The sequence below is a fragment of the Vibrio sp. 10N.261.46.E11 genome (genome assembly GCF_041472735.1).
Classification (GTDB): domain Bacteria; phylum Pseudomonadota; class Gammaproteobacteria; order Enterobacterales; family Vibrionaceae; genus Vibrio.
Genome location: NZ_JBFRQW010000045.1, coordinates 64,011 through 77,955, shown reverse-complemented (window position 1 = coordinate 77,955; position 13,945 = coordinate 64,011). Strand labels below are relative to the sequence as shown.

At 45.3% G+C, this 13,945-nt stretch carries 11 protein-coding genes; all 11 read right to left on the bottom strand.

Translation table 11 applies throughout. From position 1 onward, the window contains the following. Positions 1-358: 358 nt before the first annotated feature. Positions 359-1,276: a UDP-3-O-acyl-N-acetylglucosamine deacetylase gene (gene lpxC / locus AB4407_RS15225; RefSeq protein WP_009848388.1), complete on the bottom strand. Its 918-nt coding sequence runs from the start codon at positions 1,274-1,276 to the stop codon at positions 359-361. 96 nt (positions 1,277-1,372) lie between these two features. Further along, positions 1,373-2,602: a cell division protein FtsZ gene (gene ftsZ / locus AB4407_RS15220; protein ID WP_012603216.1), complete on the bottom strand. Its 1,230-nt coding sequence runs from the start codon at positions 2,600-2,602 to the stop codon at positions 1,373-1,375. Positions 2,603-2,633: 31 nt separating this feature from the next. Next, entirely contained in the window at positions 2,634-3,902 is a 1,269-nt protein-coding gene (gene ftsA, locus AB4407_RS15215; RefSeq protein WP_372121139.1) for a cell division protein FtsA, read from the bottom strand. Continuing rightward, positions 3,895-4,674: a cell division protein FtsQ/DivIB gene (locus AB4407_RS15210; RefSeq protein ID WP_065680328.1), complete on the bottom strand. Its 780-nt coding sequence runs from the start codon at positions 4,672-4,674 to the stop codon at positions 3,895-3,897. The genes ftsA and AB4407_RS15210 overlap by 8 nt, the downstream gene beginning before the upstream one ends. A 191-nt stretch (positions 4,675-4,865) precedes the next feature. Further along, positions 4,866-6,326, bottom strand: a complete 1,461-nt coding sequence (gene murC / locus AB4407_RS15205) for a UDP-N-acetylmuramate--L-alanine ligase (RefSeq protein ID WP_012603213.1) — start codon at positions 6,324-6,326, stop codon at positions 4,866-4,868. A gap of 13 nt (positions 6,327-6,339) precedes the next feature. Beyond that, complete coding sequence (gene murG, locus AB4407_RS15200) at positions 6,340-7,401, bottom strand: undecaprenyldiphospho-muramoylpentapeptide beta-N-acetylglucosaminyltransferase (RefSeq protein ID WP_372121138.1); 1,062 nt, start codon at positions 7,399-7,401, stop codon at positions 6,340-6,342. 12 nt (positions 7,402-7,413) lie between these two features. Beyond that, on the bottom strand, positions 7,414-8,610 hold the full coding sequence (ftsW, locus tag AB4407_RS15195; protein WP_372121137.1) for a cell division protein FtsW: 1,197 nt from the start codon (positions 8,608-8,610) through the stop codon (positions 7,414-7,416). A gap of 22 nt (positions 8,611-8,632) precedes the next feature. Then, entirely contained in the window at positions 8,633-9,949 is a 1,317-nt protein-coding gene (gene murD, locus AB4407_RS15190) for a UDP-N-acetylmuramoyl-L-alanine--D-glutamate ligase (protein WP_372121136.1), read from the bottom strand. Between the two features lie 58 nt (positions 9,950-10,007). Then, positions 10,008-11,090 carry a phospho-N-acetylmuramoyl-pentapeptide-transferase gene (gene mraY, locus AB4407_RS15185; protein ID WP_123310378.1) on the bottom strand — a complete coding sequence of 361 codons (1,083 nt, stop codon included), beginning with the start codon at positions 11,088-11,090 and terminating at the stop codon, positions 10,008-10,010. Then, positions 11,087-12,460, bottom strand: a complete 1,374-nt coding sequence (gene murF, locus AB4407_RS15180) for a UDP-N-acetylmuramoyl-tripeptide--D-alanyl-D-alanine ligase (protein ID WP_372121158.1) — start codon at positions 12,458-12,460, stop codon at positions 11,087-11,089. The genes mraY and murF overlap by 4 nt, the downstream gene beginning before the upstream one ends. Beyond that, a complete protein-coding gene (gene murE, locus AB4407_RS15175; RefSeq protein ID WP_372121135.1) occupies positions 12,460-13,944 on the bottom strand; it encodes a UDP-N-acetylmuramoyl-L-alanyl-D-glutamate--2,6-diaminopimelate ligase in 1,485 nt (494 codons plus the stop codon). The genes murF and murE overlap by 1 nt, the downstream gene beginning before the upstream one ends. Between the last annotated feature and the right edge of the window lies 1 nt (position 13,945).

Genomic DNA, 13,945 nt, shown 5'->3' with positions numbered 1-13,945 from the left:
CCGCGATCTATTTTAAATGCCGTCAGTCTCTACTAGCTATAAACTAGTCTTTAGTTACTAACCAAGGATACTGAGATAAATCTAGTATCTTTGATATTGTACTTGAGAGTAGAGTTTTCAAGGCTTCAGTTAAAATTAATGCCCTCTAGTGTAAGTAATTTTCACACCAACGACCATTTATAACCCCATTTGTTTGATGTGCTTGGTACTTTTCTTTCTAATTGTTGATGGATTAGCCAGACTATAGCCAAATACTAGGCAAATTTTAAATACTGACGACACTGTATCTGGAAAATAGATACAAAAAAACCAGGTCAATGACCTGGTTTTCAAAATCTTATATTGTCGTAAACAACAATTACGCTAGAACCATTCCTGGCTCAGCAAACGCAACAGGAGAGCCAACTTCTTCTTCGAACGTTGCCCATTCCCACGCTTCTGCATCAGCAAGTACTGCGCGTAGTAATTGATTATTTAGGCCGTGACCTGATTTGTATGCACGGAACTCACCGATAATAGCGTGTCCACACATGTAAAGGTCACCAATCGCATCTAGCACTTTGTGCGTTACGAACTCATTTTCGAAACGTAGACCTTCTTCATTAAGAATTCGGTATTCGTCTAGTACTATTGCGCAATCAAAGCTACCACCCAAACACAAGTTTTGTGATTGTAGGTATTCAATATCACGCATGAAGCCGAAGGTACGAGCACGAGAAATTTCTTTCACAAAGCCTTGTGAAGAAAAATCAAACAACAGGTGCTGTTCATCAGATTCAATTGCTGGATGGTTGAACTCAATTTCGAAGTCCATACGGAAGCCGTTAAATGGAACAAACTCTGCCCACTTATCGCCATCTTCAAAACGGATTGGCTTTTTGATTCGAATAAAACGTTTCGCTGCGTTCAGTGTTTCTACACCCGCTTGCTGTAGCAAGTATACGAATGGGCTTGCGCTGCCATCCATAATTGGGATCTCTGGAGCATCGACTTCAACAATAATGTTGTCGATACCCATACCCGCTAGAGCTGCGTTAAGGTGTTCCACTGTAGAGATACGTACGCCTTCGTCATTAACAAGAGCAGTACATAACATAGTGTCACGAACTGACGCTGGATCAGCTGGGAAATCTACAGGTGGATTTACATCTGTACGACGATAAACAATACCTGTATTTGCAGCTGCCGGGCGAAGAGTAAGTGTGACTTTACGACCAGAGTGGAGACCCACACCAGTTGTTTTCACAATTTCTTTCAGAGTACGTTGTCTGATCATCTGCTTGCCTCGTTATCAGTGCTACAAATCACGGTCAGTATTTACCGACCGCGAATTTTACCATTAATTCGACGATAGTCAAACTTTGGGTATTTGCTAATCAGCCTGACGTCGTAAGAATGCCGGAATATCTAAGTATCCACTCTCTTTCTCAGCTTTAGGTGCTGCACTTTGGCTAGCGCCTGTACCTGAAGAAACAGGTGACGTTGTTGGCTGCGGCTTAACTTGAGGTTTTACCTCAGTTTTTTCTTGCAATGGTTGTGCCACTTTATCTTCCACTTTTGGTGCAGTTTGAGCCGCGACCTGTGGTTGAGGAGTTGGTGCAACCTTAGCTTTACCACCAGCAACTAATGTAATGTCTGGTTTTTTCTCTGTGCCGATACCTGTTGCTACAACAGTTACACGGATTTCATCCGTCATATCAGGGTCTAGAGAAGTACCAATCACAACTGTTGCATTATCAGATGCGAATGCCTTAACTGTATTACCTACTGTTTCGAACTCATCCAAGCGCATATCTAGGCCCGCTGTGATGTTCACAAGAACGCCACGAGCACCAGCTAGGTCGATGTCTTCTAGTAGTGGGCTAGAAATTGCCGTTTCAGCAGCTTCTTCAGCACGGTCTTCGCCTTTTGCGATACCGCTACCCATCATTGCATGACCCATCTCTGACATTACGGTGCGAACATCCGCGAAATCGACGTTAATCATGCCTGGACGAGTAATTAGCTCAGCGATACCTTGTACAGCATTTTTAAGTACATCATTTGCACTTGCGAAAGCTTCTAGCAGAGTGACGCCGCGGCCAAGTACCTTAAGTAGCTTTTCATTTGGAATCGTAATCAAAGAATCCACATGCTTAGAAAGCTCTTCGATGCCTTGCTCAGCAAACGCTAAACGCTTTTTGCCTTCGAAGCTAAATGGCTTAGTTACAACAGCAACCGTTAGCACACCTAGCTCTTTCGCAACTTCAGCAATAACTGGAGCAGCACCTGTACCCGTACCACCGCCCATACCAGCTGCGATAAATACCATATCGGCGCCAGTTAGAACTTCTTTAATTCTTTCTCGATCTTCGAGAGCTGCATCACGGCCTACTTGTGGGTTTGCACCAGCGCCCAAACCTTTAGTGATATCACCACCAATTTGGATCACGCTGCTCACGCTTGTTTTACGAAGGGCTTGTGCATCAGTGTTAACACTGATGAATTCTACGCCTTCGATTGATTCACGTACCATGTGCTCAACAGCGTTACCGCCACCGCCACCAACTCCAACGACTTTAATTACTGCATCGTCAGACATTTCCATCATCGGTTCAAACATGTGTTATCTCCGTTTTTTCCTGCAACTCAGGTTAAAACTCTTTTTGTATCCAATTACGCAATTTACCAAATAAACCAGACATAGAAGGTGCTGAACGCTTAGGTTCACTGTAATCACCTTCATCACTGATCTGACAATCTCTTGCGTAATGAAGTAAACCAACCGCCGTAGAATGATACGGCTCTTTAACATAATCGGTTAAGCCACTAACTTCTAACGGCTTACCAACTCGAACTTGATTGCGGAAAACACGTTCCGCACACTCTACCAATCCGTCAATTTGTGCCGCTCCACCAGTGAGAACGATGCCAGCTGCAAGGTGGTGTTTAATACCTTCATCTCGTAGCTGTAATTGAACCGTATCAATAGTTTGGTTAACGAGCCCCATAAGTTCAGTGTAACGTGGTTCAATCACTTCCGATAAAGTTTGTCTTTGCAAACTTCTCGATGGACGACCACCTACACTAGGGACGTTAACAGAATCATCCTTGCTTACGAGTTCACTCAGAGCGCAACCATGGTTTACTTTTATCTCTTCAGCATCGCTCACGGGCGTGCCGAAAGCGAAAGCAATATCACTGGTTACTGCATTTCCTGCGTAGGAAAAGACTTCTGTGTGTCGCAGTGCGCCGCCAGTCCAAATGGAAATATCCATCGTACCAGCACCAATATCAACAACACAGACTCCAAGCTCTCTCTCGTCGTCAGTAATTACCGCATTACTTGAGGCAAGTCCTGAAAACACGATTTGTTCTACGGTGAGCCCACATCGTTCAACAGCTTTAATAATGTTTCTCGCCATGTCGCTATGGCAAGAAATTAGGTGAACACTGACTTCCATTCGAACACCAGATAAACCAAGTGGGTTCTTAATCCCTTCTTGATAATCAATGGTAAATTCTTGTGGGATCACGTGCAGAATTCTCTGCTCATCACCTATTTTAATTGATTTCGCGGTATGGATCGCTCGATCCATATCGTCTTGAGACACTTCTTCATCAGAGATAGTGCCCATGCCTTTTTCAATTCGGCTTGCGATATGTTTACCCGATAGCGAGATAAATACATTGCTGATTTGGCATTCCGCCATCAACTCTGCTTGATCAATAGCTCGCTGAACCGACTTAACTACCGACTCTAGGTCGTTTACACCACCTTTATCCATACCTCTGGATGGGCTTTGCCCAGAACCAATGATATTGATTTGACCATCAGGCAATATTTCACCAACTAGAGCTGATATGGTCGCAGTGCCTATATCAAGACCAACGATTATGTTGTCATCTGCGGTCTTAGTCATCTGTACTCTCTTCTAACTCTTGCTCTGGAAACCAGCCTACAGCGGCTCCCGTATCGTACCTGAGGTCGATGTAGCTCACTTGATTCGCCTTACTACCTAATTCGTTGTAAAGCGAAATAAAGCGCTCAACACGCTCATCTAAAAAATCTTTACCTAATTCTAAACGAATACCGTTGTCTAGAATGATTTGCCAGGCGCGACGCTCATTGAGAACGAGCGAGGTAACGGTTAACCCTAGGCTGTTAATTAAAGGCGTTATCTGTCGCCACTTTTCAATCACTTGTTGGCTAGTGCCATCTGGACCGTAAAGTTTAACTCTATCACCCTTCAAAAGGCCAATATCACCATTAAACACCTGACCATCTTCATTCAACAGCATATTGCCATTCCAGATAGCTGCTGCATGATACTCAGTCAAAAATACTTTTATTGTGTCTGGCCACTGCTTACGAATCGAGACAACAGAAACCCAAGGCAACGCTTCTAAACTGTGTTGCAACACGCCAATATCTTGAGACATGAATGTTCCAATATGCTCTAGCTCGCTAAAGGCATGTTGAACATCACCGGCTGTTACATAAGTTAAGTCGCCTTGCAGTACTATTTTGGAGAGAGGCAATCGCTGATCGTCCCACATCCAAGTCAGTGTGGTATAGAAAAGAAATCCAATGAATAGCAATACCATGACAAAAAAAGACCCGCCTAAGGCGTGTTTCTTGAGCGACGGCAAACTGAATAGGTGGCGGTTTTCGCTAAAAGTACTTTCTACCAAAGCCCGCATTCCCTGTCGTTGGTTCGCAATTCTATTCCCTATCTTCGTAATAGAGGTAAAAGCACTTACTTTAACCTATGAATTATACTGAGCAAAACTAAACTATCAAACGTTGATAATAAGATTTTTGGTCAATTTTAGGTCAATCGCAAGAAGTGAGCGATTGACCACAGTCTGTAGACAGTATTCTGTTACGCGTTCTGCATCTTATTAATGTCTAATTGCAATGATTCCAACTGCTTCGCTACACGGCCAACGTCGCCCGCACCCTGCGTTAAAACAAGGTCACCGCCTTGAATTACATTGGCTAAAGCCGATGGCAGTGCGTTTATATCGGCAACAAAGATGGGATCTATCTTACCACGCCCGCGAATAGTTCGACTTAATGAACGCCCGTCAGCCCCTGCAATAGGTTTCTCACCTGCAGAATAAACATCTAACAGAATTAGGACATCAACTTGTTCAAGAACGTTCGCAAAATCATCATATAGATCACGAGTACGGCTATAACGGTGCGGTTGGAAGATCATAACAAGACGTTTATCAGTCCAGCCACTTCGTGCAGCTTGAATCGTCACGTCAACTTCGGTTGGGTGATGACCGTAATCATCAACCAGCATTGCAACGCCTTTGCCTGTTTCATACTCACCTAGGTGATCGAAACGACGACCCGTGCCTTCGGTTCCCGCCATCGCTTTTAGAATCGCTTCATCGCTGATGTCATCTTCTGTTGCAACAGCAATCGCAGCGGATGCATTCAATGCATTGTGACGACCCGGAATGTTTAGCGTGATATCAAGGTTAGCTTTACCTTCACGTACCACAGTGAATTTGCCTTGCTGACCTTCTTGTACGTAGTTTTCAATACGGATATCAGCATCTTCTGAGAAGCCGTAAGTAATCACTTGGCGGCTAACCTGAGGAATAAGCTCACGAACCACAGGATCATCAACACACATCACAGCCTGACCGTAGAATGGCAGGTTATGTAAGAAATCAATAAACGTCTGCTTCAGCGTTTCAAAATCGCCGCCGTAAGTGTCCATATGATCCGCTTCAATGTTAGTGACGATACTAACCATTGGTTGCAGATGTAAGAATGACGCATCACTTTCATCAGCTTCAGCGATAAGAATACGGCTCGAACCTAAACGTGCGTTAGTACCTGCACTTTTCACCAAACCACCGTTTACGAAGGTTGGATCTAGGCCTGCTTCAGAGTAAATCTGTGTCACTAGCGCAGTCGTGGTTGTTTTACCGTGTGTACCTGCCACAGCAATGCCGTGACGAAAACGCATCAGCTCAGCCAGCATTTCAGCACGACGAACGATCGGTGTGCGCGCTTCACGAGCAGCAATAATTTCTGGGTTTTCTTCGTTGATAGCGGTTGAAACCACCACCACACTTGCATCGGCAACGTTACTTGCTTGGTGACCAACGTAAACAGTCGCCCCCTTGCTAACTAAGCGTTCTGTCACTGGATTTTGAGCAATATCAGAACCTGTGATCTGGTAGCCTTCATTAAGCAAGACTTCAGCAATCCCGCTCATTCCGGCACCACCAATACCAATGAAGTGGATAGATTTAACACGGCGCATCTCTGGCACCATTGCACGGATTTGCGCTAAGTCTTGGGTATGTTCAATCGTCATCAATTCAATCTCATTATTTTGCTAAAGCTTTGATCGCTTCAGCGACAGTCACATCAGCATCAAGCTTGGCGGCTTGACGAGCTTTTGTTGCCATCATTTTCAATTCATTTCTATCAAGCTGCGCGATAGTGTTCGCGAGCTTATCAGGCGTTAGTTGAGGCTGTTCAATCATTAACGCCGCGCCACATTCTACTAAATGATCGGCATTCAACGCTTGTTGTCTGTCTTTGTGCATAAACGGAACGAAAATAGAACCGACACCTGCTGCAGACACTTCGGATACAGTCAAAGCTCCTGAGCGACACACTAATAGATCTGCCCACTCATAAGCTTGCGCCACATCATCAATAAATTCAGTCACTTGAACATTATCTACAGAATGTGATTTGTATTGCTCAATCACTTGCTGTTGACTGTTCTTACCTGCTTGATGCACCACAGTGAAGCCTTCACCAAGCTGCGCCATCGTTACTGGCAAGGTATCGTTCAGGATTTTTGCGCCCTGACTACCGCCCATGACCAAGATGCGGATGTCACCATCACGCTCAGCCATGCGTTGCTCGGGGTCAGCTAAAGCAATAACATCTTCGCGTACTGGGTTACCCACCACTTCTGCGGTAGGAAACGCACCAGGAAAAGCTTGGAAAACCTTTTTAGCAATCTTAGACAGCCATTGATTGGTTAAACCTGCCACTGCATTTTGTTCATGTAGAACCACTGGAATACCAGATAACCAAGCCGCGATACCACCCGGGCCACTGACGTAACCACCCATGCCAAGCACTACATCAGGTTGCCATGCTTTAATATGTCGTCTGGCTTGAAGTATGGCATTAATAATCTGGAACGGCGCTTTAATTAGCTTGCTAATGCCTTGACCACGCAGGCCTTTCACCTTAATGAAGTCGATCTCAATACCATGCTTTGGCACTAAATCTGCTTCCATTCTGTCTGCGGTTCCTAACCAGCGAATTTCCCAACCTTGTTGCTGAAGCTTTTTCGCCACCGCTAACCCTGGGAAAACGTGACCGCCAGTACCACCAGCCATCACTAAAAGTTTTTTGTTTTGTTTCATAACGTTAGATTCTTATTCTACTAATTCGTTTTGATTGTCGGCTTGTTCTTTTTGTTGCACTCGGCATTCATGATCGATTCGCAGCAGCATAGAAACCGCTACTGACATCACGATAAGGCTTGAGCCACCGTAACTGATCAGCGGTAAGGTTAGCCCCTTGGTCGGAACAATACCTGAAGCGGCACCTACATTAACAAGCGTCTGAAAAGCAAACCAAATACCAATGCCAAACGCCAGATAACCGCTGAACACTTGGTCGTTTTCGAAGGCTTTTTTGCCAATAAAAATAGCTTTAAAAACCAAACTAAAGATCAACATCAACACCAAGGTTACGCCAACAAAACCCAACTCTTCTGCCAGTACAGCAAAAACAAAATCGGTGTGTGCTTCAGGTAGGTACTCGAGTTTTTGAATTGAATTACCAAGCCCTTGTCCCATCCAATCACCACGACCGAACGCCATCAATGATTGAGTTAGCTGATAACCACTACCAAACGGGTCACTCCAAGGCTCCCAGAATGACGTAACACGTCGAACACGATAAGGCTCAATAACAATCAAGCCAACAACGGCAGCAATACCTGCCACCATTAGTGCAATAAACTGTGACAGCTTAGCACCTGCGATAAATAGCATGCCAAACAAGGTAACCAGCATTACGACAACGGTACCTAAATCAGGCTGGCCAAGCAGCAACACCGCAAAGGCACCAAACACCATGATCGGCTTACCAAAACCACCGAAGAAGGTTTTTCTCACTTCATCTTGTTTACGAACCAAGTAGCCCGCCATAAAGATAAACAGTGATAGCTTGGCGACTTCAGCAGGTTGTAAGTTAAACAGGCCGAGAGGGATCCAACGCGATGCACCGTTAACCGACTTACCGACCGCTAATACCACGATCAGCAAGAAGAAGGACAGGCCTAGTAGATACATACTGTATTGAAACCAACGTTTCATCGGAATTTGTAATATTACACTGGATACGCCCAATGCTAACACAAGGAAAATGGCGTGGCGGAACATGAAGTGAAACGGCTGATCGGTCAAACGAGCACTGATTGGGAACGAAGCCGACGTTACCATCACCAAGCCCGTCAGCATCAGTCCAAGAGCAATCCATACCAATTGACGATCGTAAAGCGCCTCTGGTGTGGCACGGTTTAGCCATTGCCAAATGGATTGGTTAATCTCTTTCACTCTTTGCACTGAATGTTAGTCCTTCAACACGTTAGGCGTACTCATGAGCAAGTTCAGTGAACGCATCACCTCTCGCCATGAAGTTATTAAATTGATCGAAGCTTGCGCACGCAGGAGACAACATCACCATATCTCCAGCCACCAGATGTGGTGAGATAGATTCGATTATCTGCTGCATGGTCTCAAACTTTTGTGCTGATGGATGCAACGGCATAAACTGATCTGCATCTTCTCCGAAACAACACAACTGAACACGGTCTAATTGCGCCAACACGGGTTTAAGCTCGCTAAAGTCAGCACCTTTACCAACACCACCAACCAAGAGATACAAGGTACCTTGATACTCTAAACCTGACAGAGCCGCTAATGTACTGGCTACGTTGGTCGCTTTTGAGTCGTTAACCCATTTGATTTCGCGTTTGTCTGCCACCACTTGGCAACGATGAGTCAAACCATTGTAGGCTTTCAAAGCTTCAAGGCTTTTGCTGTAATCGATACCAACTTGCTTAAGCAGTGCTAACGAGACTAAAGCATTCGCCACATTATGACGTCCAACCAATGTTAAATCTTGAGTAGCAAGGACAGGTTTAGCGTTATCGACCAGCCACTCACTACCATCAATCGTTGATACACCAAACTCTTGGTTGTCGAGTCCGAATGTTACTGATGACATGCTTTGATCTGGATACGTCTCTTTGTCGTCGCGGTTTACGATCGCACACTGAGCATTATTAAAGATTCTTAGTTTAGCTTCACGGTAATCAGCCATGCCTTGATAGCGATCCATATGATCTTCTGACAAGTTCAAAAAGGCTGCCGCTGCAAGGTTTAAACTGGACGTTGTCTCTAGCTGAAAGCTTGAAAGCTCAAGGACATATAGATCGGCATCAAGCTCTAAAAGATCTAAGGCAGGAATACCGATATTGCCTCCGACACCAACGTTAAGGCCAGCCGCTTTAGCAAGCACACCAGTAAGGTCAGTCACCGTACTCTTGCCATTTGAGCCTGTAATCGCTACGACGGGTTTGTCTACCGCCCAGCCAAACAGTTCAATATCGCCAACAACTGGAGTACCCGCTTGGATAACATCTTGAATTTCAGGGGTCGCGAGTGCGATACCCGGGTTAGCAACCACTAAATCAGCCTCAGCCAACCATTGGCAATTCCAGCTTCCAGAATGCAGTTCTACCGATTCAGGCAAAGACTCTCTGCCTGGCGGTAGTTCTCGCGTATCGATTACCTTCACATGCGTATGAGGTTGATATTTTACGAGATGTTTAACGACAGAGAGCCCGGTAATACCGAGCCCCACAACCACTACATTTTGAATATTTTGCCAACGTTCCATTTAAACAAGATGCTCTTAATAGTTTTAAAGAGCCTCTATTACAGAGGCTCGCATAGGATTAACGAACTTTCAGTGTCGCTAGGCCAACCAGTACTAATACCATTGAGATGATCCAAAAACGCACGATGACACGCGGTTCTGGCCAACCTTTCAGTTCATAGTGGTGGTGAATGGGTGCCATGCGGAAAATACGTTGACCGCGCAATTTGTAAGAGCCCACTTGCAGAATAACTGACAAGGTCTCCATTACAAACACACCGCCCATGATAACCAGTACCAACTCTTGACGAACTAACACAGCGATCACACCTAGTGCACCACCAAGCGCTAGCGAACCAACATCGCCCATGAATACTTGTGCTGGGTAAGTGTTGAACCATAGGAAACCAAGTCCAGCACCGACGATAGCAGTACATACCACAACCAGTTCAGAGGTGTATGGAATGTATGGAATGTGTAGATATGCTGCGAAGTTAACGTTACCAGTCGCCCAAGCAATCACCGCAAAACCCGCCGCAACCATCACCGTTGGCATAATAGCTAAGCCATCTAGGCCGTCGGTTAGGTTCACCGCGTTACTGGTACCCACAATAACAAAGTATGTTAGTACGATGTACAATAAACCTAATTGTGGCATCACATCTTTAAAGAAAGGGACAACCAATTGAGTTGCTGCGGTGTCGTGTCCGTGAGCATACAGAGCAAATGCGACAACTAAAGCAATCGCCGATTGCCAGAAGTACTTCCAGCGAGCAATCAAACCATCAGTGTTCTTGCGAACAACTTTACGATAATCATCAACAAAGCCAACCGCGCCATATCCACCAAGCACTACAAGCACTGCCCAAACGTAAGGGTTTGATAAGTCAGCCCAAAGCAAGACTGTAATAATGATCGCAGCAAGGATCATCACACCACCCATGGTTGGTGTACCACGCTTACTAAAGTGAGACTCAGGGCCATCGTTACGAACAACTTGACCAATTTGCAGCATTTGCAGACGCTCAATTAAACGAGGTCCCATCCACAGCGACAGACATAAAGCCGTCAAAATGCTCGCGATTGCACGAAACGATAGGTATTCGAACAAACGGAAAAAAGAAAAGTGTGGCTGTAGTAGCTCTGCAAGCCAAATTATCATGAAAAGTTCTCCTTTAAAGCAGCGGCTATTTTACTCATTCCTGCACTATTCGCGCCTTTTACCAATAAGGTATGTGACACGCTTTCTGGCAAGCTTAGTTGCTGCTCTATGTGCGCGATCATCGCTTGATGCGTTGTAAAGTGGGTACCATTACAGACCTCACTAATCACCTTGGTATCATCACCGTAAGTAAGTACATGCTCAAAAGCGAATGGGGCAGCATATTCACCGACTTGACGGTGAAGTGCAAGGCTTTCATCGCCTAATTCAGCCATATTGCCTAAAATTAACCAACGTTGACCTCTGAAGCTCGACAATAGCTTCGCTGCCGCCTTCATTGCAGGCACGCTGGCGTTGTAACTGTCATCTATCAGCTTGATATTCTGACTTAATTGTTGAACCTCAACTCGCCCTTTGACAGAGATCAGATTCGCTAAACCATTTTTCACTTCATTAAGCGAGGCTCCAAATTGGATGCTCAACGCTGCAGCTGCTAATGCATTAGCTACGTTGTGCTGACCAATAATGCCAAGTTCGACCGCCATTACACCTTGCGGTGTCTGCATTTCAAAGCACGCTTCACCTTGCTCATTGATGCGAATATTCTTGGCAAAATAATCTGCCTTGCTGTCGCTTTCTGAAAATGTCAGCACGCTTTTATCTGCAAGCACGTCATTCCAAAAGTCACCACCATTGCTCTCTAGATTAACAATAGCAGTATCATCAGCGGCAAGCCCTTGAAAGATTTCACCTTTCGCTTGTTTCACACCATTGATAGACCCAAAGCCTTCTAGGTGCGCTGCAGCTACGTTATTAACTAACGCCACCTGTGGTTTCACGAGCTGCGTGGTGTAGGCGATTTCACCAATATGGTTAGCGCCTAATTCGATCACCGCATAGTCATCGCTTGGTTCACTGCGTAGCAAAGTCAAAGGCACACCAATATCATTATTGAAGTTACCTGCCGTAAACAGCACCTTGCCACGCTGTTGTAGAATACTTGCCACCATCTCTTTGACGGTCGTTTTGCCACAGCTGCCTGTAATCGCCATGGTTGGAACATTACATTGCTTATGGATCCAAGCACTTAGCTGACCTAAAGCAAGTTTAGTGTCTTCCACAACCACCTGAGTAATATTTAGGTCAAGTTTTCGTTCGACTAACAGCGCACTCGCATTCGCCTCTACCGCTTGATGACAAAAGTCATGCGCATCAAAACGTTCGCCAACGAGAGCTACAAACAATGCGCCTTCTTCAACGGTGCGAGTATCGGTAGAAACCGCATTAATTACGGTATTGTTTGAGTTATCAGCCTCAATCAACTCACCGCTGACCGCTGAACAAATCTGTTCGAGTGATACATCAATCATCATGAAATACCTAAAAGTTGAAGCGCAGACTCTCGGTCTGAGTAATGGATCGTTTCGTCTTTCAATACTTGGTAATCCTCATGGCCTTTACCAGCCAAAAGAATAATGTCATTACTGCCAGCCAGTTCTAAGGCAAACTTAACCGCTTGATAGCGATCGTGTTCGACGAACGCAGATTCAGGTTCTCTTAAGCCAGCCAGCATGTCTTTAACAATCAGTGCTGGGTCTTCGCTGCGAGGGTTGTCATCTGAAATAATGATTTTATCGGCGAACTGCTCTGCGGTTATCGCCATCATTGGGCGCTTACCTGTGTCACGATCGCCACCACAACCGAAGATAGCCCACAGCTTTCCAGAGCAGTGTACACGCAGTGCTGCCAATGCTTTTTCTAGAGCATCTGGCGTGTGAGCGTAATCGACAACGACTTTTGCTTTGCTCGGAACTTGAAACAGTTCCATACGACCAATAACAGGTTGAAGCTGAGACGCAGTGTCGACCAAGGTTTGCTTGTCGATGCCCAACGAAAGCAAAGTCGCAAAAGCAACCAGTACGTTTGATGCGTTGAACTGACCAATCAGTGGAACAGAAAGCTTCCCTTGCCCCCAACTACCATCAAAAGACATCTTAATACCCGTTTCAGCATAAGCAACGTCAGATGCCCATACCGACTGTTGGTAACCAGACAACGGAAGCAATGAAACAGCTATTGCATTGGACAAATCTGACATCCACGCTTTGCCGACTTCATCATCCACATTGATCACTGCATGTTTGCATTTGTGTTGAGTAAACAGGCTTTTCTTAGCCAATGCGTACTCTTCCATCGTGCCGTGGTAATCAAGGTGATCACGACTCAGGTTAGTGAACACACCAACCTCAAAATCCAACGCTTTTACTCGGCCTTGAACCAAACCATGAGAAGAGATTTCCATCGCGGTATAAACTGCACTTTCCTCAGCCAACTCGCTCAGTGTGCGTTGTATTTCAATCGCGCTGCCTGTGGTATTCGCCGCTGTTTTTAGGTTATCTAAGAAGCCATTACCCGTGGTGCCCATTACCGCCGAACGCTGGCCGACCAAATCAAGCCACTGAGCAATCAATTGGGTGATGGTGGTTTTGCCGTTGGTGCCGGTAACACCAATCAACTTAGTCGCTTGAGAAGAATAAACTCGGCCAGCCAGTTCAGAGAGAATTGAATTTAGCTCAGATACATAAACAACAGGAACAGCATTTAACCACTCAACCAAGCCATGAACTTTGTCATCACTCGCTTGTGCAATGACAGCTTTCGCACCTTGAGCGACGGCTTTATCGATAAAGCGACGACCATCAATGGCATGTCCAACAATGGCAACAAAAATATCGCCTTCCTTGATGGTACGGCTATCCAACTCCAATTGCTCAACAGCAATCGCATCTAGCTCAAGTGAACTAAAGTCCCCCCAAGGAGAAAGTAAAGATGACAGTGTGAGGCTATTACTCATA